The organism is Tardiphaga sp. OK246, assembly GCF_900188215.1.
Lineage (GTDB): Bacteria > Pseudomonadota > Alphaproteobacteria > Rhizobiales > Xanthobacteraceae > Tardiphaga > Tardiphaga robiniae.
In genome coordinates this window covers 76,321-99,641 of sequence record NZ_FZOX01000004.1, presented here as the reverse complement: position 1 = coordinate 99,641, position 23,321 = coordinate 76,321, and the positions used below count along the sequence as shown (strand labels likewise).

General features: G+C 63.2%; 20 protein-coding genes. 11 read left to right on the top strand and 9 right to left on the bottom strand.

Annotated features, from left to right (window positions below):
- The first annotated feature begins 84 nt into the window (after positions 1-84).
- Positions 85-249, top strand: a complete 165-nt coding sequence (locus tag CHC01_RS18840) for a Flp family type IVb pilin (protein ID WP_175367776.1) — start codon at positions 85-87, stop codon at positions 247-249.
- Between the two features lie 619 nt (positions 250-868).
- The gene (gene hisN, locus CHC01_RS18835; protein ID WP_089265807.1) at positions 869-1,651 is read left to right on the top strand and encodes a histidinol-phosphatase; all 783 of its coding nucleotides are present in this window, start codon (positions 869-871) and stop codon (positions 1,649-1,651) included.
- 10 nt (positions 1,652-1,661) lie between these two features.
- On the opposite strand, the gene CHC01_RS18830 is transcribed toward hisN, so the two are convergent.
- Complete coding sequence (locus tag CHC01_RS18830; protein ID WP_089265806.1) at positions 1,662-2,555, bottom strand: LysR substrate-binding domain-containing protein; 894 nt, start codon at positions 2,553-2,555, stop codon at positions 1,662-1,664.
- A 93-nt stretch (positions 2,556-2,648) separates the two neighbouring features.
- Between CHC01_RS18830 and CHC01_RS18825 the strand changes: the two genes are divergently transcribed.
- Positions 2,649-3,401, top strand: coding sequence for a sulfite exporter TauE/SafE family protein (locus CHC01_RS18825; RefSeq protein WP_176454638.1), 753 nt, complete (start codon positions 2,649-2,651; stop codon positions 3,399-3,401).
- 3 nt (positions 3,402-3,404) lie between these two features.
- On the opposite strand, the gene CHC01_RS18820 is transcribed toward CHC01_RS18825, so the two are convergent.
- Positions 3,405-4,043, bottom strand: coding sequence for a LysE family translocator (locus CHC01_RS18820; protein WP_089265805.1), 639 nt, complete (start codon positions 4,041-4,043; stop codon positions 3,405-3,407).
- 12 nt (positions 4,044-4,055) lie between these two features.
- Complete coding sequence (locus CHC01_RS18815; RefSeq protein WP_089265804.1) at positions 4,056-5,003, bottom strand: alpha/beta fold hydrolase; 948 nt, start codon at positions 5,001-5,003, stop codon at positions 4,056-4,058.
- Between the two features lie 198 nt (positions 5,004-5,201).
- Between CHC01_RS18815 and CHC01_RS18810 the strand changes: the two genes are divergently transcribed.
- On the top strand, positions 5,202-5,678 hold the full coding sequence (locus tag CHC01_RS18810) for an Hsp20 family protein (protein WP_176454637.1): 477 nt from the start codon (positions 5,202-5,204) through the stop codon (positions 5,676-5,678).
- A gap of 99 nt (positions 5,679-5,777) precedes the next feature.
- Here CHC01_RS18810 and CHC01_RS18805 read toward each other — a convergent pair whose 3' ends face one another.
- Complete coding sequence (locus CHC01_RS18805) at positions 5,778-6,623, bottom strand: hypothetical protein (RefSeq protein ID WP_089265802.1); 846 nt, start codon at positions 6,621-6,623, stop codon at positions 5,778-5,780.
- Between the two features lie 546 nt (positions 6,624-7,169).
- Between CHC01_RS18805 and gltB the strand changes: the two genes are divergently transcribed.
- Both gltB and CHC01_RS18795 read left to right on the top strand, forming a co-directional pair.
- Positions 7,170-11,927, top strand: a complete 4,758-nt coding sequence (gltB, locus tag CHC01_RS18800) for a glutamate synthase large subunit (protein WP_089265801.1) — start codon at positions 7,170-7,172, stop codon at positions 11,925-11,927.
- 146 nt (positions 11,928-12,073) lie between these two features.
- Positions 12,074-13,531, top strand: coding sequence for a glutamate synthase subunit beta (locus CHC01_RS18795; protein ID WP_089265800.1), 1,458 nt, complete (start codon positions 12,074-12,076; stop codon positions 13,529-13,531).
- 62 nt (positions 13,532-13,593) lie between these two features.
- Here the strand turns inward: CHC01_RS18795 and CHC01_RS18790 are convergent, their stop codons facing one another.
- A complete protein-coding gene (locus tag CHC01_RS18790) occupies positions 13,594-13,917 on the bottom strand; it encodes an endonuclease domain-containing protein (RefSeq protein ID WP_244558423.1) in 324 nt (107 codons plus the stop codon).
- Positions 13,918-14,186: 269 nt separating this feature from the next.
- Here CHC01_RS18790 and CHC01_RS18785 point away from each other — a divergent pair, with 269 nt between their 5' ends.
- Positions 14,187-14,567, top strand: a complete 381-nt coding sequence (locus tag CHC01_RS18785) for a DUF930 domain-containing protein (RefSeq protein ID WP_089265798.1) — start codon at positions 14,187-14,189, stop codon at positions 14,565-14,567.
- Between the two features lie 187 nt (positions 14,568-14,754).
- A complete protein-coding gene (locus tag CHC01_RS18780; protein ID WP_244558422.1) occupies positions 14,755-16,443 on the top strand; it encodes an SGNH/GDSL hydrolase family protein in 1,689 nt (562 codons plus the stop codon).
- A gap of 145 nt (positions 16,444-16,588) precedes the next feature.
- Here CHC01_RS18780 and CHC01_RS18775 read toward each other — a convergent pair whose 3' ends face one another.
- Positions 16,589-16,951: a CsbD family protein gene (locus CHC01_RS18775; protein ID WP_089266232.1), complete on the bottom strand. Its 363-nt coding sequence runs from the start codon at positions 16,949-16,951 to the stop codon at positions 16,589-16,591.
- Positions 16,952-17,033: 82 nt separating this feature from the next.
- Positions 17,034-17,768 (bottom strand): SDR family NAD(P)-dependent oxidoreductase, encoded by a 735-nt coding sequence (locus tag CHC01_RS18770; protein WP_089265796.1) that lies wholly within the window; start codon positions 17,766-17,768, stop codon positions 17,034-17,036.
- A gap of 107 nt (positions 17,769-17,875) precedes the next feature.
- Between CHC01_RS18770 and CHC01_RS18765 the strand changes: the two genes are divergently transcribed.
- Together CHC01_RS18765 and CHC01_RS18760 are read left to right on the top strand one after the other, a co-directional pair.
- Positions 17,876-18,655, top strand: coding sequence for an SDR family NAD(P)-dependent oxidoreductase (locus CHC01_RS18765; RefSeq protein ID WP_176454636.1), 780 nt, complete (start codon positions 17,876-17,878; stop codon positions 18,653-18,655).
- A 117-nt stretch (positions 18,656-18,772) separates the two neighbouring features.
- On the top strand, positions 18,773-19,660 hold the full coding sequence (locus CHC01_RS18760; protein WP_089265795.1) for a TauD/TfdA dioxygenase family protein: 888 nt from the start codon (positions 18,773-18,775) through the stop codon (positions 19,658-19,660).
- Between the two features lie 52 nt (positions 19,661-19,712).
- Here CHC01_RS18760 and CHC01_RS18755 read toward each other — a convergent pair whose 3' ends face one another.
- A complete protein-coding gene (locus tag CHC01_RS18755) occupies positions 19,713-20,678 on the bottom strand; it encodes a Bug family tripartite tricarboxylate transporter substrate binding protein (RefSeq protein WP_089265794.1) in 966 nt (321 codons plus the stop codon).
- A 96-nt stretch (positions 20,679-20,774) separates the two neighbouring features.
- Positions 20,775-22,172 carry a lytic murein transglycosylase gene (locus tag CHC01_RS18750; RefSeq protein ID WP_089265793.1) on the bottom strand — a complete coding sequence of 466 codons (1,398 nt, stop codon included), beginning with the start codon at positions 22,170-22,172 and terminating at the stop codon, positions 20,775-20,777.
- Positions 22,173-22,434: 262 nt separating this feature from the next.
- On the opposite strand from CHC01_RS18750, the gene CHC01_RS18745 reads away from it, so the two are divergent.
- Complete coding sequence (locus CHC01_RS18745) at positions 22,435-23,319, top strand: UTP--glucose-1-phosphate uridylyltransferase (RefSeq protein ID WP_068728967.1); 885 nt, start codon at positions 22,435-22,437, stop codon at positions 23,317-23,319.
- The last annotated feature ends 2 nt before the right edge of the window (positions 23,320-23,321 follow it).

Sequence of the window (23,321 nt, the reverse complement as noted above, 5' to 3'; positions counted from 1 at the left end):
TACCACCGGGATTAATGCAACTTTAGGTTATCCCCACCAGCGTGGTTCCGCGGATTGGAACCGCGTAAAATGGCAGGAGAGAACATGAAGAACATGATCAAGAAATTCTGGTCGGACGAATCGGGAGCGACTGCGATCGAATACGGGCTGATCGCCGCCGGCATCTCGCTGGCCATCATCGCCGTCGTCAACGGCCTCGGCACCAACCTCAACGGCAAGTTCACCGAGATCAACGGGTCGCTGAAGTAACCGCCACGACGTGGACACCGGCTTGAGGTTCTCAGCCGAATAAGTCTTGCTTGATGACTGACGTCGCAATGGGCCCGAGGCTGTCGGGGTGCCAGGCGACGAACAGGCCAGGCGACATAAAGACAATCGCCGGCAGCCACGTCGGCACGCCGTGATGCAAAACTCCTCCGACAAGAAAAAAGGACCGCTTGCGATAGCAAGCGGTCCAAGTCTAGGGAGGAAACGCCCAAGGAGGGCAGCGATAGCGCAAGCGCTACCGCACCGCAACAATATGCAGCCGCGACGCACCAAGTGCAAGAGTTTTCGGGCAAATTTCCATGCAAATTTCGCATGGTGATCGCACCATTCAGGCATAGGCGTCATAATTTCTACAAGCGAAATCAACGCGATATAGAAATGACAGTAGCTTTGACCTATTTAAGAAATGATCATATATTCATTTCATTGACCAATTTCTGATGCCGGACATCAGGAATCTTAGGGAAATCGCAATCCGATTCAGTGCTGTGGCTTAGGGGAATCGCAGAGAGATTTCGATCACCGCAGATGCGAGTCGTTGCCCTGCGCTGTATAGGAAGCGACACGTCCCCATCCAGCAGCCGCAACAAAGGACCTCTCCGTGACGGTCATCGACTTCAACGCCTTCATTGGTCGTCTTGCGACCTCGTCGGGCGAGACCATCCTGCCGTTCTTTCGCACCTCGCTGAGTATCGACAACAAGAACAGCACCGATTTCGACCCGGTCACGGAAGCCGACCGCGCTGCCGAAGCGGTGATGCGCCGGCTGATCAAGGCCAACTTCCCCCAGCACGGCATTGTTGGCGAGGAATTCGGTACCGAACGCGAAGACGCCGAATATGTCTGGGTGCTCGACCCGATCGACGGCACCAAATCCTTCATCTCCGGCTTCCCGATCTGGGGCACGCTGATCGCGCTGCTGCATCGGGGCACACCGGTCTATGGCATGATGCACCAGCCCTATATCGGCGAGCGCTTCAGCGGCGACAGCGGCTCGGCGCGCTACCAGGGTGCCAACAACACCACCCGCAAGCTTGCCGTGCGCCGTTGCGCATCGCTGAAAGACGCGACTTTGTTCACGACCAGCCCGCGGCTGATGAACAACGCCGATCGCGCGAAATTTCAGGACGTCGAAAAAGGTGTGCGGCTGACGCGCTACGGCGGCGATTGCTATTCCTATTGCATGCTCGCCGCTGGCCATCTCGACCTCGTCATCGAGACCGAGCTGAAGCCCTACGATATCGCAGCCCTGATCCCGATCATTACCGGCGCCGGCGGCGTGGTGACAACGTGGGAAGGCAAGCCCGCGCAGAACGGTGGCCGCATCGTCGCCGCCGGCGACCCGCGCGTGCATGAGGCCGCGCTGAAGATCCTCAACGCCTGATTTGGCATTGCTACGCCCGCGCTGCGGCCCGCAAATGCTCGATCATCTGCTGCGCAGGACGGGATAACGTCTTCAGGCTGCGAAAGCAGATCGCCAGCTTTCGATTGGCCCAGGGATCGCGAATCCGGATCAACGCCAACGCCGTCGACCGTGCGCAGCGCCGTGCCGCAACTTCCGGCACAATCGCAATCCCAACCCCCGCCGCAGCCATCTGGCACATCGCATCGAAATCCCGCATCTGCGCCCGGTAGCGCAGTCGCGCACCCAGCTTCGCCGCATATTTGCCGATGTGGTTCTGCAGCGCGGTCGCATTGGTGAGGCCGATAAAGTCGCGGTCGATGATCTCATGGAAATCGATATGTCGGCGGCCAGCGAGATCGCTGCGCGGCGCCGTCACCAGCATCAGCCGGTCTTCGTTGAAGGTGAAACGTTCGAGGCTGTCCGGCAGCGTATGCTCGGCCGCGAAACCGAAATCGGCGATGCCGGCAGCGATTGCCTGGGCGATATCGGCGCTTTCGCGCTCCTCGACCTCGAGGCTGACATTGGGGTGCTCGCGCAGGAAACTCGCTAGCGCCTTCGGCAGATGTTCGGACAGGCCCACCGTATTGGCCAGCATCGATACACTGGCTTTCATTCCATTGGCATAGGCCGCCATGTCGCCGCGCATGGTCTCGACATTCTGCATGACGATGCGGGCATGGCCGAGCAGGCTCTCGCCGGCCGCCGTCAGTGTGACGCCACGCCGCCCGCGTTTGAGCAATGGCACGCCGATCGTCGCCTCCAGCCCCTTGACTCTCGCACTCGCCGAAGCCAGCGCCAGATTGGCAGCGGCAGCACCCGCGGTGATGCTGCGTGCCTCGGCCACCGCGACGAACAGCCTGAGATCGACAAGGTCGGCATGCATGACACTCTCCGTATCTGCCTTCGCTCTAAACGAAGGCAATCTCCGTAACCTCCAGATTGTGCCGGCCGGGCCGATCGGTCAATGTGTCGCACCATGATCGATTCCATGCTCATTCTGATTGCTGCTGTTTTCGCGCTCGCCGGCTTCGTCAAAGGCGTCATCGGCCTCGGCCTGCCCACCGTCTCGATGGGCCTGCTGGCGGTGACCATGACTCCGGTGCAGGCGCTGACCATCGTCATCGTGCCCGCCATCGTCACCAATATCTGGCAGACCTTCGCCGGCCCCTATCTGCGCGACATCATTCGCCGGCTGTGGCCGCTGCTGATCGGCACTGCGGTGGCCATCTGGCTCTGCGGCAGCCTGATGACCGGGCCTTATGCAAAATACGGTTCGATCGTGCTCGGCGTGTTGCTGGTGATCTATGCCATCGTCACGCTGGTGAAATTCCAGTTCAAGACGGCGCCGCAAAACGAGAAATGGGTCGGCGGCATCGCTGGCGTGCTGACCGGTGTGGTCTCCGCCGCCACCGGGGTGCAGGTCATTCCCTCGATGCCGTTCATGCAGTCAATCGGCATGGAGAAAAACGAACTGGTGCAGGCGCTCGGCCTCTATTTCACGGTCGCCACGATGGCACAGGCGTTCAACCTCACCAGCGCCGGTCTGCTCACGGCCGCGACGGCGGTGCCCGGCATCGTGGCAATGATCACCGCCTTTGCCGGCATGTTCATCGGCCAGGCGGTCCGCGACCGCATGGAGCCCGAGCAGTTCCGCCGCTGGTTCCTGATCGCGATGCTGCTGCTCGGGATCTATCTCTCCGTCACCGCCACTTTCGCGGTGCTGAAGTAAACACTAACGTGTTTCGAGCATCGCCACGCGGATGCCGAGATAGATGAACACGCCGCCGAGGGCGCGGTTGATCCAGACCATTGCCTGACCGGATCGCCGGACGCGGCTGGCGGCTTTCGCAGCGACAATAGCCGTGCCGAGTCCCCAGATCGTGCCCGTGCTGATGAAGATCAGCCCAAGCACGATGAAGGCGAGCGCCTTGCTGGGCGCATCCACGTCGACGAATTGCGGCAGGAAGGCGAGAAAGAACAGCGCCACTTTCGGGTTCAGCGCGTTGGTGAAGGCGCCCTGCCAGAACACCTGCCGAAGCGACAGCAGCGGCTTTTCCGCGGCGCCGTTCGTTGCAACTGTCGATGCCCGCGCACGCAGCATCTGCACGCCGGTGTAAAGCAGATAGGCCGCACCGATCCATTTCACTACGGTGAAAGCATAAGATGACGCCGCCAGCAGCGCCGACAATCCGACCGCCGCGGCGAAGACATGGACCAGACATCCTGCACTGATCCCCAGCGCTGCCGCGACGCCGCCGCGCCAACCCATCTGCACGCTGCGCCCGACGATATAGGCCGTGTCCGGCCCCGGCGTGATGTTGAGCAGGATGCCGGAGAGGATGAAGAGCCAGAGGCCGTGAATACCGAGCATGAGTGGCTTTCGTTACTTGAACAGAGGCGTGCCCGGCACGAACGCATCGAACGCCGCCCAGAACTGCTGCCGGTAGCGATCCTGCTCCTGCAGGATCTCGTGACGGGAGCCGGCGATCACCAGATGCGAGCCGGCACGCAGGTGATAGGCAAATTCCTCGATGGCCGGCGTCGACACCACCTGGTCGTTGCTGGCCGCCAGCATCAGGATCGGCTGACGGATCTTCACGGGATAGCTGGCCTCGCGAAAGCCGTGCATCCCACGGATCGCCGTATCGGCCCAGGCCACCGTCGGCGAGCCGATGCCGAGCGTCGGATCCTCTTCGAGGATCGCCGCGTTGCGCGCATAGCGCACCGGATCGCTGGTCAGCTTGTTATTGGGGAATGACGAGGTCCCGACCAGTTCGCCATTGCCGCCGGGAATGTAGTTGCCGCCCTGCCCGGTCCAGCGCATGACACGCAACAACAACCGCGCCGGCAGCGAGGTCGAACGGCCCGGCAGATCGATCATCGGCGCCGACAGCACCATGCGATCGAACCAGCGCTTGCCGGAATGCGCCACGCGCAGCATCACCGCGCCGCCCATTGAATGCGCCAGCGCGAAGTAAGGCGGCGGGCAATCCGGCATCACCACCTGCTGCACGAAAGTTTCGACGTCGATCTCAAAATCCGAGAAGCTGCGCACGTAACCCTTTCGGCCATCGCGCAACTGCCGCGACGAATGCCCCTGCCCGCGCCAGTCGATCATGGCCACTGCAAAGCCGCGGTCGCGCAGGTCGCGCACGGTCTCGAAATACTTCTCGATATATTCGCCGCGCCCGCTGAACACGCAGACCGTGCCCTTGCGCCCGCCCGTCGGCGCCCAGCGCGCAAAACGTAGCTCAGCGCCGTCCGGCGTCTTGATGGTGCCGCACACGGCACCCTCGGGAACGGGATTGGCGGGAATGGAGACGAGCGTCATGGCGGGGGACCGGTAGGCGAAAAACGCGGGATTTCAAGGGCGGGAGACAGGTCGGCGCGAATCTTTCGGCCCCCCTTGCGAGCCGCCAGACCCCTCCCATATCAGCTTCGTGCAGGCCTCTCTAGGCTGCATGACACGAAAGCCCGGCCCTTATGGCGGGCGGGTTATTGCAACAGTCGCTCAATGGAGGACTATCCAATGCGTAGCTATGATCTCACCCCGTTTTATCGTTCCACCGTCGGTTTCGACCGCCTGTTCAATCTGCTCGATCAGAGCACAGGTGACGCAGCGCCGGGCTATCCGCCCTACAATATCGAGCGCACCGGCGAGAACGAATACCGTATCAGCGTCGCCGTTTCCGGGTTTGCGCAGAACGAGCTCTCCATCGTCGCGAAGGAAAACACGCTGACGATCAAGGGCGAGAAGGCTGCCAACGAGAATGGCAGCAAGGCCGAAGTGCTCTATCGTGGCATCGCCGCCCGCGCCTTCGAACGCGCCTTCCAGCTTGCCGATTTCGTACAGGTGAAGAACGCCTCACTCGAGAACGGCCTGCTTCATGTGGACCTCGTCCGTGAGATCCCGGAAGCCAAGAAACCGCGCAGCATTCCGATTTCCACCGGCGCCGTGAGCGCGCCGCAGGTGGTCGACGGCTCGGCCGAGAAAGTCGCCGCGTAACCGCGACTTTGTACTTGAAGCATGTGAACTGAAGTAAGTGTAGTTGTTGAACGAACGCCCCGGAGCAATCCGGGGCGTTTTTTCTTGATCAGGCCCGGACTATTCCAGCCCCTGGGCAGGCGGCGGCGTTTCCGCAGCCGGCGGTGTCGCAGGCTTTGCTTCTGTCGCCGGCGCAGCGATTGTCGGAGCAACAGCGTCCTTCTTCTCGGGCGCGGCCGGTGTTGCCGGAGCAGCACCCGTCGTTTCCGGCGGTTTCGTCTCGGCCGGTTTCTGCTCAGTTACGGCCGATTGCTGCACGGGCGCAGCGGCCGGCGGCGTTTCAGGTGGTTTGACTGCGACCGGCTTGGTCTCGGCTGGCGTAACAGGCTTAGCCGGTGCCGCAACCGCGCGCGCCGGTGGCCGCTTCGGCAGCGGCACCGTCGTTGCACGGCTTGCGACTTTCGGTGCAGGCGTTGCCGTCCCGGCCGTAAACGGCGGGCGGCGATATTGCGGCAGGGTCGGCACTGCGCCCTGCGGGCCGTAGCGCGTGTCGATTTCCTCGCTCATCCGGTCGCCCATGCGGTAGGCCGGAATGAAGCGCAGGATCCGCCCGCTGCGCGCATCGATCACCAACCGGCCGTCCTCGCCGTCGAGGTCGATCGCCGAGACCGTGTAGATGAGGCCGCGCTGCTGCGGCATGCCGAGGGCCGAGAAGCCGGCCTCACGCAGGATCGAATAGACCTCGCGCAGCGGCAGCACCGCCAGATCATAACCGCGGCGCAACACGCCATAGGGGCGCGGCTCCGCATATTCCACGGGCGGCATAGCCGCATAGGGACCGCCGACATCGGATACCTGCGCCACAACGGCAACGTCGCCGCGCATCGGCGGCAGCGCCTGCGCCTGTGCAGCGCCGCTCGCCAGCAACAGACCGGCCGAGGCCAGACATCCCACAAGTACCTTCATTGCATGCTCCTTCGACGCCCCCGCGCCCGGAGAGTATTCAACTTCCTGAACCTCACGCTTCGCTCGCCTGCCAGCACCGCTGCCACAGGCGTTAACGAGCACTGCGCAACCTCACTGCTGAATCCGGCAGCCCTTGGGCCAGCCTTTGACCGGAACGCGGCACCTCCGGGCTGAATGTGTCTTCGAGGCATGGACAATTTGGCATGCGTTGTTGCTATGCGACGACGGACTCAAGCGCGCTTGTGTGCTACATAAAAATTTGGCAAAGTCCTGGTTAGGACAGCATCACTGTCGCAATTTTTGGTGGCAAATCCGGCACGGGGTTTGCAACATAAGCAGGCGTCGCGACTAAAAAACACGCCTGCTGAGACGAAATGCCTTTAAGGCGAGATATGGGGTGGCCGCCGGGGACGATGGGCACCACCAGTCTGAATTCTGAAAACGAGGCTCGCAAGACGCGCGAGCGGTAGCCCGAACGGGTTCCGCGAGCGTCAAAGGTGCGCCGACAAGGGTGGCAGAACCCCGACGGGGGTTGAGAGGACGAAGATGAGCGGATCAGAGCACGAGCGCCAATTGATCGAAACCGGCACGCATTCGGCGGCCCCGGCTATCAAATCGGCTAACGTGAAAGACACCGCCATCAAACCGGAACTCCATACCTACCGTCCGCCGGCGCTGGGCCTCTATGACCCGTCGCAGGAAAAGGACGCCTGTGGCGTCGGCTTCATTGCCAACATCAAGGGCCGCAAGTCGCATCAGATTGTGTCTGACGCGATCAGCATCCTGTGCAACCTCGAGCACCGCGGCGCCACCGGTGCAGATCCGCGCTTTGGCGACGGCGCCGGTATCCTGGTGCAGATCCCGCATAAGTTCTTCGTCCGCAAGACTGCGGAACTCGGCTTCAGCCTGCCGGAGCCTGGCCAATACGCCATCGGCGCGCTGTTCATGCCGCGTGATACCGCGTGGCGGAAAGTCATTCAGGGCATCATCGGCGACCAGATCAAGGCCGAAGGCCTGAAGCTGCTCGGCTGGCGCGACGTCCCGACCGACAACGCATCGCTCGGCGAAAGCGTGAAGCCGACCGAGCCTGCCAACATGCAAGTCTTCATCGGCATCGGCAAAGCCAAGATCGCCGACGAGGACGAATTCGAACGCCGTCTGTACATTCTCCGCAAGTCGATCTCGCAGGCGATCTATCAGCGCCGCGAGCGCGGTCTCGCCGGCTACTATCCGTGTTCGATGTCGTGTCGCACGATCATCTACAAGGGCATGTTCCTCGCCGACCAGCTCGGCAGCTACTATGCCGACCTGCACGAAGAGGATTTCGAAAGCGCGCTGGCACTGGTGCATCAGCGCTTCTCGACCAACACCTTCCCGACCTGGTCGCTGGCGCATCCGTACCGCATGGTCGCGCATAACGGCGAAATCAACACGCTGCGCGGCAACGTCAACTGGATGGCCGCGCGTCAGGCGTCGATCGAGTCCGAACTTTATGGCAAGGACATCAGCCGTCTGTGGCCGATCTCCTATGAAGGCCAGTCGGACACGGCCTGCTTCGACAACGCGCTCGAATTCCTGGTGCAGGGCGGCTACTCGCTACCCCACGCCGTGATGATGATGATTCCGGAAGCCTGGGCCGGCAATCCCTTGATGGATGAGCAGCGCCGCGCCTTCTACGAATATCACGCCGCAATGATGGAGCCGTGGGACGGCCCTGCTGCGCTGGCTTTCACCGACGGTCGCCAGATCGGCGCGACGCTGGACCGTAACGGTCTGCGCCCCGCACGTTATCTCGTCACCAAGGACGACCGCATCGTGATGGCGTCCGAAATGGGCGTGCTGGCGATTCCGGAAGAAGACATCATCACCAAGTGGCGCCTGCAGCCCGGCAAGATGCTGCTGGTCGACCTCGTCCAGGGCCGTCTGATCCCTGACGACGAGATCAAGGCGACGCTGGCTGCAAGTCATCCCTATAGCGAGTGGCTTGAACACACCCAGATCGTTCTGGAAGAGCTCCCGGACGCGGCGGCCAAGGGCCAGCGCTCCAACCTGCCGCTGCTCGATCGCCAGCAGGCCTTCGGCTACACCCAGGAAGACGTCACCATCCTGCTGACGCCGATGGCATCGCAGGGCGAGGAAGCCTCGGGCTCCATGGGCACCGACACGCCGATCTCGGCGCTGTCGAGCAAGCCGAAGCCGCTGTTCACCTACTTCAAGCAGAACTTCGCGCAGGTCACCAACCCGCCGATCGATCCGATCCGTGAAGAGCTCGTCATGAGCCTCGTCTCGATCATCGGACCGCGGCCGAACTTGTTCGACCTGCAGGGCGTCGCCACCACCAAGCGCCTTGAAGTCCGTCAGCCGATCCTCACCGACCAGGATCTCGAAAAGATCCGCTCGATCACCGACGTTGCCGAGTCGCATTTCGTCTCGCGCACCCTCGACACCACCTTCCATGCCGGCTTCGGCGCGGCAGGCATGGAGCAGGTGCTCGATGAACTCTGCGCCCGCGCCGAAGCCGCGGTGCGCGAAGGCGTCAACATCATCATCCTGTCCGACCGCATGGCCGGCTCGGATCGCATTCCGATCCCGTCTCTGCTGGCCTGCGCCTCCGTGCATCACCACCTGATCCGCACCGGCCTGCGCACCTCGGTGGGCCTGGTCGTCGAGTCCGGCGAACCGCGCGAAGTGCATCACTTCGCCTGCCTCGCCGGCTATGGCGCCGAAGCGATCAACCCGTATCTGGCCTTCGAATCCATCATCGCCATGAAGGACCGGCTGCCGGTGCAGCTCGACGACTACGAAATCGTCAAGCGCTTCATCAAGTCGATCGGCAAGGGCCTGCTCAAGGTCATGTCGAAGATGGGCATCTCGACCTACCAGTCCTATTGCGGCGCGCAGATCTTCGACGCCGTCGGCCTGCGTCAGGAATTCGTGACGAAGTACTTCACGGGCACCCACACCAAGATCGAAGGCGTCGGCCTCGCCGAAATCGCCGAGGAGACCGTGCGTCGCCACAACGAGGCGTTCGGCGAGATCCAGATCTACAAGACCGCCCTCGATGTCGGCGGTGAATACGCCTATCGAAGCCGTGGTGAGGATCACGCCTGGAACGCCGAGTCGGTGTCGCTGCTGCAGCATGCCGTGCGCGGCAACTCGCAGGACCGCTACAGGGCCTTCGCCAAGATCCTCAACGAACAGTCCGAGCGTCTGCTGACGCTGCGCGGCCTGTTCAAGATCAAGACGGCTGAAGACGAGAAGCGCAAGCCTGTGCCGCTCGAGGAAGTCGAATCCGCCGCGGACATCGTCAAGCGCTTCGCCACCGGCGCCATGTCCTACGGCTCGATATCGCGCGAGGCGCATACCACGCTGGCCATCGCCATGAACCGGATCGGCGGCAAGTCGAACACCGGCGAAGGCGGCGAGGAGTCGGATCGCTACAAGCCGATGCCGAATGGCGACAGCATGCGTTCGGCGATCAAGCAGGTCGCGTCGGGACGTTTCGGCGTCACCACGGAATATCTCGTCAATTCCGACATGATGCAGATCAAGATGGCGCAGGGTGCTAAGCCCGGCGAAGGCGGTCAGTTGCCCGGCCACAAGGTCGACGCGACGATTGCCGCCGTCCGCCACTCGACCCCGGGCGTCGGTCTCATCTCGCCGCCGCCGCATCACGACATCTATTCGATCGAAGACATCGCGCAGCTGATCTACGACCTCAAGAACGTCAATCCGACAGGCCAGGTCTCGGTCAAGCTGGTGTCGGAAATCGGCGTCGGCACGGTCGCCGCGGGCGTCGCCAAGGCGCGCGCGGACCACGTGACCATCGCCGGCTTCGAAGGCGGCACCGGCGCCTCGCCGCTGACCTCGATCAAGCACGCCGGCTCGCCGTGGGAAATCGGTCTTGCCGAAACCCATCAGACCCTGGTTCGTGAACGGCTGCGCAGCCGCATCATCGTCCAGGTCGACGGCGGCTTCCGCACCGGCCGCGACGTCGTCATCGGCGCGCTCCTCGGCGCCGACGAATTCGGCTTCGCCACCGCGCCCTTGATTGCTGCCGGCTGCATCATGATGCGCAAGTGCCATCTCAATACCTGCCCGGTTGGCGTCGCCACCCAGGATCCGGTGCTGCGCAAGCGCTTCACCGGCCAGCCCGAGCACGTGATCAACTACTTCTTCTTCGTCGCTGAGGAAGTCCGCGAGATCATGGCCCAGCTCGGCTATCGCAACTTCGACGAGATGGTCGGCCAGGTGCAGATGCTCGACCAGTCGGCCCTCGTGTCGCACTGGAAGGCCAAGGGTCTCGACTTCTCCAAGCTGTTCGTGCGCCAGCCCGAACTGCCCGGCCAGAAAATCTATCACACCGAGGATCAGGACCATCACCTCGAAGCCGTGCTCGATCGCGAGTTGATCAAGCAGGCGCAGCCCGCGCTCGACCGCGGCGCGCCGGTAAAGATCGACACCAAGATCAACAGCACCAACCGTTCGGCCGGCGCCATGCTGGCGGGCTCGGTGGCCAAGATCTATGGCCATGCCGGCCTGCCCGACGACACCATCAAGGTGTCGCTGAAGGGCACCGCCGGTCAGGCCTTCGGCGCCTGGCTGTGCAAGGGCATCACCTTCGATCTCGAAGGCGAAGGCAACGACTATGTCGGCAAGGGTCTCTCGGGCGGCAAGATCATCGTGCGTCCGCCGGCGCATTCCGCCATCGTGCCGGAAGAGTCCATCATCGTCGGCAACACCGTGATGTATGGCGCGATCGAGGGCGAGTGCTACTTCCGCGGCGTCGCCGGCGAGCGTTTCGCCGTGCGTAACTCCGGTGCGGTGGCCGTCGTCGAAGGCGCCGGCGATCACTGCTGCGAATACATGACCGGCGGCATCGTCGTGGTGCTGGGCAAGACTGGCCGTAACTTCGCGGCCGGCATGTCCGGCGGCGTGGCTTATGTGCTCGACGAAACCGGCGACTTCCCGAAGCTGTGCAACATGGCGATGGTCGAACTCGAACCGGTCCTCTCGGAAGAGATGATCGCCGAGAACACCTATCACCACTCCGGCGATCTCGAAGCCCATGGCAAGGTGGACGTATTCGCCAACTTGCTCGATAGCGACATCGAGCGCCTGCATGTGCTGATCACACGTCACGCGAAATATGCCGGCTCGGCCAAGGCTGCGATGATCCTCGCGGACTGGAAAACCTGGCTGCCGAAATTCCGCAAGGTGATGCCGGTCGAGTACCGCCGCGCGCTGCGCGAGTTGAAAGCGAAAAGCGCCGAGGCCGAACCGCAGATCGCGATCGGCGCGTAAGGAAAAGGCCCTCATGGTGAGGAGGCGCGCAGCGCCGTCTCGAACCATGAGGGACAAATCACGCATCCTTCGAGACGCGGCCAAGTGGCCGCTTCTCAGGATGAGGACGGAATTTGGAACTTAAGAGTTCAGAGGCGTCAGTTGTAATGGGCAAGATCACGGGTTTTCTGGAAATCGATCGTCACGACCGCAAGTATGCGCCGGTTGCCGAGCGCCTGAAGGGCTATAACGAGTTCGTCATTCCGCTCAGCGAGAAAGACACCCGCGATCAGGCCGCGCGCTGCATGAATTGCGGCATTCCCTATTGCCACGGCACCGGCTCGGTTCAGCCCGGCACGCCCGGCTGCCCGGTCAACAACCAGATCCCGGACTGGAACGACCTCGTCTATACCGGCAACTGGGAAGAAGCCTCGCGCAACCTGCACTCGACCAACAACTTCCCGGAATTCACCGGCCGCATCTGCCCGGCGCCGTGCGAAGCCTCGTGCACGCTGAACATCGATGACAACCCGGTCACCATCAAGACCATCGAATGCGCCATCGTCGACAAGGCATGGGACAATGGCTGGCTGAAGCCGCAGGTCTCCGCCGTGAAGACCGGCCGCAAGGTCGCCGTGATCGGCGCCGGTCCCGCCGGCATGGCCTGCGCGCAGCAGCTCGCGCGCGCCGGACACGACGTCCATGTCTATGAGAAACTCGCCAAGGCCGGCGGCTTGATGCGTTACGGCATTCCCGACTTCAAGATGGAAAAGCACATCATCGACCGGCGTGTGGTCCAGATGGAAGGCGAAGGCGTCACCTTCCATTACGGCAAGGCTGTCGGCGGCACCTCGCCCGGCGCCATCGACCCCGCCGAACTGCTCAAGGAATATGAAGCCATCGCGCTGACCGGCGGCGCCGAGCACGGCCGCGACCTGCCGATCCCGGGCCGCGAATTCGACGGCATCCATTTCGCGATGGACTTCCTGCCGCAACAGAACCGCCGCGTCGGCAACGAGCCGCTCGGCGACGTCAAGGAGATCCTGGCCGGTGGCAAACATGTCGTCGTCATCGGCGGCGGCGACACCGGCTCCGACTGCATCGGCACCAGCCTGCGTCAGGGCGCATTGTCCGTGACCCAGCTCGAAATCATGCCGGCTCCGCCCGAGCAGGAGAACAAGGGCCTGACCTGGCCGAACTGGCCGCTGAAGATGCGGACCTCGTCGAGCCAGGCCGAAGGCGCCAAGCGCGAATTCGCCGTGCTGACCCAGAGCTTCGAAGGCGCCGACGGCAAGGTCACCAAGCTGAACTGCGTGCAGGTCGACGACAAGTTCAAGCCGATCCCCGGCTCGGAGTTTTCGTTGCAGGCCGATCTCGTGCTGCTGGCCATGGGCTTCGTCCATCCCGTCCACGAAGGCATGCTGAAGACCCTCGGCGTCGATCTCGACCAGCGCGGCAACGTCCGCGCCCCGACGACCGATTTCGCGACCTCCCTGCCCAAGGTGTTCTCCGCCGGCGACATGCGCCGCGGCCAGTCACTGGTGGTCTGGGCGATCCGCGAAGGCCGGTTGTGCGCCCGTGCCATCGATCAGGCGCTGATGGGGACGACGACGCTGCCGAGGTAAGGGCCGCAGTTTCAAACACCACGCTTCAAGAGCCGCGCAACTCAGTTGCCGCGGCTCTTTTCTTATCCCTCCCCCTTGTGGGGAGGGTGGACGGCCGTAAGGCCGGCCGGGTGGGGGGAGCCCAGAGCTCCGATTATCGACTCCATCACGCCATCCAGATTCCGATCCACCTCGAAATTCCAGAACCGCATCACGCGAAATCCCTCGCCGCGCAAGAACGCATCCCGCGCTTCATCCCGACGCGCCGCCTCATCGAAATTATGCTGTCCGCCATCGACTTCGATGACGAGACACTCACGAAACGACACGAAGTCCACGACGACGTGCTTGATCGGCGCCTGCCGCCGAAAGTGAAAGCCGAGCGGCTTCAGCTCACGCAGCTTCACCCACAGCTTCGCCTCCTGCGGCGTCACTACAAAGTTGCGCCTTTCGGCGCTCTATCCCCCTCACATCAAAGGGGACCACCGGAAGGCCAACTTGCGCGGCGGCGCGGGACAGACGGCGCGTGCGCGCGTCGACCCCATTCATGACCGGGACTCGCACAGCGCGACCGGGCGCGCAGCGCATCCCAGAGTGGGTAGTCAGCAACCTCCGGACACGCTAAGCGGATGTCATCCCGTCGGTTCATCCTTCCAAACGTGTTGTCCCTTCCCGCATGAAATTCCTGCTTATTCCGCTCGGCCTCGTGGCGCTCGTCCCCCAGGCCCATGCCAGCGATGCCCGCTTCATGGCGGCCCTCGGCAAGCTCGATCCCAAGACCCGGCTGGAGCAGGTCTGCGACTTCGAGGCGATGCGCCGGATCAGCAAGGGCGGCCCGCGCGTCGAGCGCGCCAAATCCGACGCGCTGATGCCGCCGCAGCATCTCGGCAATACGCTGATCGCCAAGGGCGGCGCCTATCGCGCGGGCGGCAAATGGATGCAGGTCGCCTTTACCTGCAAGGCGACGCCGGACCACAAGACGGTGCTGGATTTCACCTACAAGACGGGAACGGTCATTCCGCCGGCGAAATGGCAGGCTTTGGGGCTCTGGAAGTAATACGGGCCTGACGGCGTTCACCCTGCCGCTAAAAGTTTCGGGATTTGCTTGACGTTAACGCCGGGCGGCGCTTGATGGCGGGATCGCGGCTGCCCGCTTGCGGCCCGAATCCGGTAGTATGCCGAGCGGGAACCCGGGTCTGCGGACCCCGCGATTGCGGTCGAGGCGCATGTCACAGAAGCCCAATATGCCGAGATGGCGGATCGATCACTGGCGTGCCGAAAAGGGCACGCTGATGGTGCTTGCCGTGGCATTGGGCCTGCTGATCGGCATCGTGGCTCCCGCATCGGCGCAGTTTTTCGGTTTCGGCGGTCCGCAGCAACCTCCTCCGCGTCCGCAGCGCAATGTGCCGCAAGGCGGCGGTGGCGGCTTCGGCTGGTTCGGCGGCGGCAATGACAGCCCGTTTTTCGCGCCGTTCCAGCAGCAACAGGCGCCGAAGCGGGCCGCTCCACGCGAGGACTATTCGCGCGCACCCTCGCCGGAAAAACGCGATGCCCCGGCCGAGCGTAACGTGCTGGTGCTCGGCGACAGCATGGCCGACTGGCTCGCTTACGGCCTCGAAGACGCCTATGCCGAACAGCCCGACATGGGCGTGATCCGCAAGCACAAGACCGTCTCCGGCCTGCTGCGCTATCAGCCGAAAGGCGATCCCGCCGATTGGGCGGCAGCGGCCAAGGGCATTCTCGCCACCGAGAAGCCCGATGCCATTGTCGTCATGCTCGGCCTCAATGACCGCGTCGCAATCCGCGAGCCCGACAAGGCCGCCGAGAAGAAGGGCGCCAAGAAGGACGAGAAGAAAGACAGCGCCGCGGAAGTGAAGCCCGGCGACAAGCCGGCCGAGCCCGAAGCCGACGATGCGGATATTCCCGATCCCGGTTCGATCGTCACCGAGCGCGGCGCGCGTACCGGCGGCATGGTCGATTTCCGCGACGAGCGCTGGGGCGAGCTCTACTCGAAGAAGATCGAGGAGATGATCAATGTCGTGAAGGCGAAGGGCGTCCCCGTGCTGTGGGTCGGCCTGCCGGCGGTGCGCGGCACCAAGGCGACCGCCGACATGCTCTATCTCGACAATCTTTATCGCGACGCCGCGACCAAGGCCGGCATCACCTATGTTGATGTCTGGGACGGCTTCGTCGACGAGGCCGGCCGCTTCCTGCAGCAGGGCCCGGATTTCGAAGGCCAGATCCGCCGGCTGCGTTCGGCCGACGGCGTCTATTTCACCAAGGCCGGCGCCCGCAAGATGGCGCATTACGTCGAGCGCGAGATTACCCGTTTGCTCTCCGGCCGCTCCGCGCCGATCGCGCTGCCGAGCGAGCCTGCGACGCCAGACCTCAATGCCGTGCCTGGCGCGCCAGCGCCGCGTCCGCTGGCCGGCCCCATCGTGCCATTGGTCGCCTCCTCGGTCGGCACCGATCAACTGCTCGGCGGCCCCGGCGTGAAGCCGGTGAGTGTCGATGCACTGGTGGCGCGCGTGCTGGTGAAGGGCGAGCCGCTCGCCGCGCCTGCCGGCCGCGCCGACGACTTCGCCTGGCCGCGCCGCGAGATCGGCCGCGAACAGGCCAAGGGCGATGTGCCTGTGGCCGCAGTCACCCCGACCACATCAGGCACGAGCGGCACGACCGCTGCGGCGACCGGGCCGGACGGCATCGTTCCGGTGATGGCGCCGCCGGCCGCGCCGAAGAAAAAGCCGAAACCCGTCATCGCCACCGAAGCGCCGTCATCCTTCGGTAGTTTCTTTGGCTTCGACGATGCGCCGCGCCGCGCGCCCGTCCAGCAGGCGCCGCAGCGCCCCCGCCCGGCCCAGGCGCCCGGACCGCGGCCGCCCGCCAATGTCGGCCCCGCCGCCTCCGCCCCCTCAGGTTTCTTCACGCGCTAGAGCGCGAAGAATTCCGACGCGAAATTTCAGAGTCAAAAAAATCCCTCAGCCTTTGCGGGCTGAGGGATTTTCGCTTCTTGAACGTTTTCTCAGATGCGACTGCTGACGCTTCTGCGGCGTCCGTTATGTCAGCCGCGATCTGCTATCAATAACCGAAACGGTTCGGACGACGGCGCGGCGGACGCGTCATCAGCATCGCCAGCGCAAAGCCGATACCGCCTGCGATGAGTAGCGAGCCCAGCGGATTGTCGCGCACCTTGTCGGTGATCGCCTGCGTCCCGTCGCGATAGACGTCGCTGTCGAGCGCATCCTTGGCATAGCTGGTGGCGGCGTCCGATGCGTCGCGCACGGCATCCTTGGCTTGGCCGTACAGGTTCTGCACGGTGCCCGTCGCTTCGCGCGCGCGGCCCGAGGCTTCAGTCCGCTCATCGCCCGTGGCTCGGCCGATCACACCTTCAACCTTGCCAGCTGCATCCTTGGCTGCGCCCGCAATACGGTCCTTGTCCATGTCCATTACTCCGTGAGGAAATTCTCGCCGGTGTAATGCCTGAAGCCAGTACTGGTTCCGCCGCGATGCAGGCGCCGTGAATTTAAAGGATCAAACCGCCATCGACGACCAGTGTATGACCGCAGACATAGGATGACAGCGGCGACGCCAGGAACAATGCAGCGCCAGCCATGTCGGCAGGCGTGCCGAGACGCTGCAGCGGGATCCTGGCAATCGCGCCTTCCAGCCGCTTCGGATTCGCTGTCGTGACCTTTGTCATCTTGGTGTCAACGAGCCCCGGCGCGATACCGTTGACGCGAATGCCGTCTTCCGACCACGCCTGCGCCAATGTGCGCGTGAGCCCGACTGCGCCGGTCTTCGACGCATTGTAGGAGGGGTTTCCCTTGGTCGCGTGATAGGCCGCGGTCGAGCTGACAATGATCAATCGCCCGTTGCTTGCCTTGAGCTGCGCATGAAACTTCGTCGCGCAGCCCATCAGGCTGATCAGATTGACTTCCATCACCTTGCGGAAGCCATCCATCTCGAACTCGCCGCGGCGATAGATCACAGCACCCTGCGCAAGGATCAGCACATCGACCCGATCGAGCTTCGGATCGAACGCCTCGATGGCCGACGCGCTGCCAACATCGAGCTGGCTGTAGCCGAGGCCGTCGAGATCGGAACCTTCATCGATCGTGTAGTCGCTGGCCTTGGCGCGCGTACCGCACACATGCACGCGTGCACCGCGCGCGCGAAATGCCTGCGCTATGCCGTTGCCGATTCCGCTGGATCCTCCGACGATAAGCACCTGCTGGCCGCTGAAATCGAGTTCGTTCATCCCTGATCGTCCTTCTTGATTTTATCGGCACATGTTTGACCGCGCCGGCGATCGGTGCAAGCCTTCAATCAAGCCTCATCATGAAGGCGCAAAATTCGGAGGATGCCTTGTCGGATTACAAACAACTCAGCCGCTCGGTGCGCGGCCTCACAGTTCTCGTCACCGGCGCTGCAAGCGGCATGGGCCGCGCGACGGCGCGCGTGTTCGGCGACGAAGGCGCCAATGTTGCCGTCACGGATATTTCGGCGGGCGGGATTGCCGCAGTGTCGGATGCGATCACATCAGGCGGCGGCAGCGCACACGCATGGACCCTCGATGTCGCCGATCCCGATCGGATTCGCACAGTGGTCAGTGACGTCGCCGCGCATTTCGGCAGCCTCGATATCATCGTCAACAATGCGGGCATCTCGGTATCGACCGCCATCGATCAAGACGGCTATGACGCCGCGTGGGATCGCGCCATCGCGGTGATGCTGACCTCGCACCAGCGCATCATCCGCGCCGCGCTGCCTCACTTGCGCAAATCGCCCTCGCCGCGGATCGTCAACATCGCGTCCACCGAAGCGCTCGGCGCCACTGCACTGCACAGTCCGTATTCCGCAGCGAAGGCCGGCGTCACAGGTCTCACGCGCTCGCTCGCGGTGGAACTCGGTCGCGACGGCATCACGGTAAACTGCATCTGTCCCGGCCCGATCACGACGGGGATCACCGAACGCATCAGCGACGAGCACAAGGTGATCTTCGCCAAGCGCCGCACGGTGCTGCGCCGCTACGGCGATCCGGAAGAAGTCGCGCATATGACGCTAAGCCTGTGCCTGCCGGCCGCGTCCTATATCACAGGCGCGGTGATCCCGGTCGACGGCGGCCTCATGGCACGCAATGCGTGACGGCATTCACACCGGTTGACTTCGCACTTTGGGGGCGTAGCATTTTTCTCAAGCGGCACGGCATCGCTGGAAGCCGCAATCGAATGGGTCAACCATTCCACACGGAGGAAATCTGCAATGCCCGTGACGATCCGCAAACTGCATCCCTTGTTCGTCGGCGAAGTGACCGGCGTCGACCTGACGAGGCCCATCAGCCCCGATGACGCCGCTGCCATCGAGCGCGGCATGGATGACTACGCTGTTCTGATATTCCCCAAGCAGGATATCACCGACGAACAGCAACTCGCTTTCGCGCAGAATTTCGGCGAGCGAGAGAACCGAAAAGGCGGCTCCGTCACCAAGAAGGAAGACTACCGGCTCACATCGGGGCTCGCCGACGTATCCAATCTCGGCAAGGACGGCAAGCCGCTGCCGAAAGACAGCCGCACTCATCTCTTCAATCTGGGCAACTGCCTGTGGCACTCGGACAGCTCCTTCCGGCCCATCCCGGCGAAATTCTCGCTGCTCTCGGCACGCGTGGTCAATCCGAAGGGCGGCAACACCGAATTCGCCGACATGCGCGCGGCCTATGATGCGCTCGACAGCGACACCAAGGCCGAGATCGAGGACATGATCTGCGAACATTCGCTGATGACCTCGCGCGGCGCGCTCGGCTTTCTCGACTACACTGACGAAGAGAAAGAGATGTTCAAGCCGGTGCTGCAGCGGCTGGTGCGCACGCATCCGGTGCATGGCCGGAAGTCGCTGTATCTGTCGTCGCATGCCGGCGCGATCCAGGGCATGTCGGTGCCCCAAGCCCGCGTGTTGCTGCGCGATCTCAACGAGCACGCCACGCAGCCGCAATTCGTCTATGTCCACAAATGGACGCTGCATGACCTCGTGATGTGGGATAATCGCCAGACCATGCATCGAGTCCGCGGCTACGACCAGTCGCAGCCGCGCGACATGCGCCGGGCCACAGTCGCCGGCAATGCGCCGACGGTGGCGCAGCAGGCGGCGGAATAACCTGCCGTTCAAACACAGGCGCGCCGCACAATGCAGCGCGCCTGTGTGCGTTCTAGATCCGCTCGATCTTTGCCTTCTCCAGCACTTCGCCCCAGCGCTTCACGTCGGAGGCAAGGAGATCGATCACCTCCTTCGGCTGCGAGGCCTTAGCCTGGCTACCGAGCGACAGCAGCCGCTCCTTCACGCTCTCATCCTTGAGCAGTGTGACCGTCGCAGCGTTCAACTTTGCCACGACGTCGTCGGGAAGGCCGACCGGGCCAACGAGGCTGTACCAGCCCGGCGCGGCGTAGCCGGGAAAGCCCGCTTCGGCCACGGTGGGAATATCGGGGAAAGACGGGAAGCGTTCAGCCGTCGTCACCGCGAGTGCGCGGAACTTGCCGGCCTTGATCTGCTCGATCATCGAGATCGGCGGATCGACCATGAAGTCGATGCGCCCCGCGAGGACTTCGACAACGGCCTGAGCGCCGCCGCGAAACGGAATGTGCTGAAACTTCACGCCGGCCAACTGCCCGATCTGCTCGACGATCAGATGCGGGCCCGAGCCGACACCGGGCGTGCCGTAAGTAAGCGGCTTGTCCGGCTGCTTCTTTGCAGAAGCGATCAACTCGGCGAGATTCTTGAAGGGCGCGTCCGCATTACACGAGAACATGTAGGGCGCTTCGGAGACCTGGCAGATACCCTTGAGGTCATCGACCGGCTTGTAAGGCAGGCTCTTGTAGAAGGCCGACGACGCGCCATAGGTCGCGGTGATCAGCGAGATCGTGTAGCCGTCAGGCGCCGAGCGGGCGAGCTGCGCACCGGCAAGCGTCGTGCCGGCGCCCGGCTTGGTCTCGACCACCACGGTCTGGCCGAGGATTTTCGAAAGACCTTCGGCGAGCACGCGCGAGGTTGCGTCGGTGCCGCCGCCCGGTGCGAAACCGTGCAGCAGGGTGATGGACCGTTCCGGCCACGCCGCTTTGGCCTGAAATGGAAGAAGGCTTGCCGACAATCCGGCCAGCAGCGTGCGCCTGTTCAACATCGATAGTCCCCAAAGAATGCATCCAAGGGGACCAGCGTAGCATGCATGCTGCACTGCGGTATAATGTTATGCGCTATGGCCCTCTGCGCAGGGCGCTTATCTCACCCGGAGCCGATCCAGCATCTCCGACGATGCAAACCCGTCAGCGGGCGCGCCGACGGAGGCCTGGAAGTTGCGCAAGGCTTCGCGGGTCTGGCCGCCGAACTGGCCGTCCGGCGTGCCCTTGTAGAAGCCGCGCTGCGCCAGCAGCTGCTGCAGCTCAAGCCGTTCTGCGCGGGATAGCACGCGCTCCTGACGCGGCCATGGCTGCACGAAAGGCGGACCGCCGCGCAACCGGTCGGCGAAATGGCCGATGGCCATCGCATAGGCCTCGGCCGGATTGTATTTCATGATGACGCGGAAATTCGTCAGCATCAGGAAGCCCGGCCCCTGCGAACCGGCGGGCGCGAGCAGATAGGCCTTTTCCGTCATGCGCGGGAACGGCTGGTTGTTGGCACGCTTGAGGCCAAGCTGCTCCCATTGCGGCAGGGTCATTGCCTTGGCCTTGTCGGCCAGCATGTAGTTGAAGCCCTGTGGAACCACGACTTCGTAGCCCCAGGTCTGACCGCTCTGCCAGCCATCCTTTTTCAGGTTGTTGGCGGTCGAGAAAATCAGATCGGTCGGGTTGTCCACCACGTCGCGGCGGCCATCGCCGTCGCCGTCCACCGCAAAGCGTTTGAACGCGGTCGGCATGAACTGGGTCGGGCCGAATGCGCCGGCCCAGGAGCCGCGCATCTGTTCAGGCCTCAGATCGCCGCGATGCAGAATTTCCAGAGCAACCAGAAATTCGTCCTTGAAATACGCCTGGCGGCGGCCGACGCAGGCCAGCGTCGCCGTCGAGCGCAGAACGCTGCGATCGCCGATCATCGTCGAGTAGTTCGACTCGATGCCCCAGATCGACGCGATGATGTAGCGATCGACACCATAGGCCTTCTCGGCCGCATCGAAGATCGTCTTGTACTGCGCCAGCACCTCGCGGCCCTTGGCCATGCGGTTGTCGTTCACCAGGATATCGAGATAGTCCCAGATCGCCTTGGTGAATTCCGGCTGCGAATCCATCAGGTCCATGATTCGCAGATCCGGCGTCAGCCCGGCGGTGAAACGCTGATAGCTGTCCTGCGAGATGCCGCGGCGTGCGGCATCAGGCCACAGTCCGGCAATGCAGTTGTCGAAATTACCAGCGGCCTCGCGGATTGCCTGTGCAGTCATCAGCGGATGGCCGGATGCGCCGTCCTCGCCGCTCCAGGGCTGCGCTCCGGGCGCGCCGGGCAGTGCCGCCTGTGGCGGCGGGTCCTGGGTCTGCGACGATCCGCTAAAGATATTGTCGAACAGGCTGAAAGGGCCGCTCTTGCTCTGCGCCTGCGCCGCCACGGGCGGGGCTGCCGTAAGCAAAACTGCGCCGAGCGCAGCTATACCGCATGTCAGGCTACGCGCCATCTTCGTCGCAGATTTCATCACTATCCATCTCGGGAATCTGACCGGAATTTGGTCATGACTGTGGCATGACAGGAGGCCCGGTGAGGGTTTCCATCAGCTTAACACTATTCCAGTTTTGCCTGGCTGGGCGGACGTGCCGCGCGGCAGAAAGGATAATTGCAGACATGTAGCCCGGCACCACACATCCGCCTTTGTTCCCGGTTGCAAACGGAACCAGCAGGCGCAATCTTCGTTGGCCTGCCTGCGTCGTTCCCCTCCAAGGTCATTGCAAAGTCCCCTGATGAAAATTCGCAAAGCCGTTTTCCCGGTCGCCGGCCTCGGCACCCGCGTCCTTCCCGCCACCAAGGCGATGCCGAAGGAAATGCTGACTATCGTCGATCGGCCGTTGATCCAATATGTGGTCGACGAAGCCCGCGAGGCCGGCATCGAACATTTCATCTTCGTTACCGGCCGCAACAAGGGCATCATCGAAGATCACTTCGACCGCATGTTCGAGCTCGACGAGACACTCAAGAGCCGCAACAAGTCTGCCGAGATCGAACAGCTGGCGCTGTCCCAGCCTGCCGCCGGCGCCATGAGCTTCACGCGCCAGCAGGCGCCGCTCGGGCTTGGCCATGCCGTCTGGTGTGCCCGCGATATCGTCGGCAATGAGCCCTTCGCCGTGGTGCTGCCGGACGAACTGGTGCTGAATTCACCGGGCTGCCTGAAGCAGATGGTCGATATCGCGGGAGCGCTTGGCGAAAAGTCCAACCTCGTTGCCGTCGAGGAAGTCCCGATGGACATGACGCATCAATACGGCATCTGCGGTGTCGGCGAGCGCCACCCAACTCACGAAGCCGCTTTCACCATCGACGGCATGGTCGAGAAACCCCCGAAGGGCACCGCGCCGTCCAACCTTTCGATTACCGGCCGCTACATCCTGCAGCCGGAGATATTCAAGATTTTGGAGACCCAGGAGCGCGGCGCGGGTGGCGAAATCCAGCTCACCGATGCGATGATCGGCCTCGCCAAGAGCCAGTCGTTCTACGGCGTGGAATTCGAAGGCGAGCGTCACGATTGCGGTTCGAAGTCGGGCTTCCTGCGCGCCAATATCGCGTTCGGCCTGCAACGCCCTGATCTGCGCGAAGGTCTGCGCGCCGAAATGCTGCGTTACCTCGGAGAGTAAGC

Bases quoted from the DNA above. Each gene is read 5' to 3' on its own strand.
- CHC01_RS18840 (WP_175367776.1), top strand. From the start codon at position 85: ATGAAGAACATGATCAAGAAATTCTGGTCGGACGAATCGGGAGCGACT.
- CHC01_RS18830 (WP_089265806.1), bottom strand. From the start codon at position 2,555: ATGCATGCCGACCTTGTCGATCTCAGGCTGTTCGTCGCGGTGGCCGAG.
- CHC01_RS18825 (WP_176454638.1), top strand. From the start codon at position 2,649: ATGATCGATTCCATGCTCATTCTGATTGCTGCTGTTTTCGCGCTCGCC.
- CHC01_RS18820 (WP_089265805.1), bottom strand. From the start codon at position 4,043: ATGCTCGGTATTCACGGCCTCTGGCTCTTCATCCTCTCCGGCATCCTG.
- CHC01_RS18815 (WP_089265804.1), bottom strand. From the start codon at position 5,003: ATGACGCTCGTCTCCATTCCCGCCAATCCCGTTCCCGAGGGTGCCGTG.
- CHC01_RS18810 (WP_176454637.1), top strand. From the start codon at position 5,202: ATGCGTAGCTATGATCTCACCCCGTTTTATCGTTCCACCGTCGGTTTC.
- CHC01_RS18805 (WP_089265802.1), bottom strand. From the start codon at position 6,623: ATGAAGGTACTTGTGGGATGTCTGGCCTCGGCCGGTCTGTTGCTGGCG.
- gltB (WP_089265801.1), top strand. From the start codon at position 7,170: ATGAGCGGATCAGAGCACGAGCGCCAATTGATCGAAACCGGCACGCAT.
- CHC01_RS18795 (WP_089265800.1), top strand. From the start codon at position 12,074: ATGGGCAAGATCACGGGTTTTCTGGAAATCGATCGTCACGACCGCAAG.
- CHC01_RS18785 (WP_089265798.1), top strand. From the start codon at position 14,187: ATGAAATTCCTGCTTATTCCGCTCGGCCTCGTGGCGCTCGTCCCCCAG.
- CHC01_RS18780 (WP_244558422.1), top strand. From the start codon at position 14,755: ATGCCGAGATGGCGGATCGATCACTGGCGTGCCGAAAAGGGCACGCTG.
- CHC01_RS18775 (WP_089266232.1), bottom strand. From the start codon at position 16,951: ATGGACAAGGACCGTATTGCGGGCGCAGCCAAGGATGCAGCTGGCAAG.
- CHC01_RS18770 (WP_089265796.1), bottom strand. From the start codon at position 17,768: ATGAACGAACTCGATTTCAGCGGCCAGCAGGTGCTTATCGTCGGAGGA.
- CHC01_RS18760 (WP_089265795.1), top strand. From the start codon at position 18,773: ATGCCCGTGACGATCCGCAAACTGCATCCCTTGTTCGTCGGCGAAGTG.
- CHC01_RS18755 (WP_089265794.1), bottom strand. From the start codon at position 20,678: ATGTTGAACAGGCGCACGCTGCTGGCCGGATTGTCGGCAAGCCTTCTT.
- CHC01_RS18750 (WP_089265793.1), bottom strand. From the start codon at position 22,172: ATGAAATCTGCGACGAAGATGGCGCGTAGCCTGACATGCGGTATAGCT.
- CHC01_RS18745 (WP_068728967.1), top strand. From the start codon at position 22,435: ATGAAAATTCGCAAAGCCGTTTTCCCGGTCGCCGGCCTCGGCACCCGC.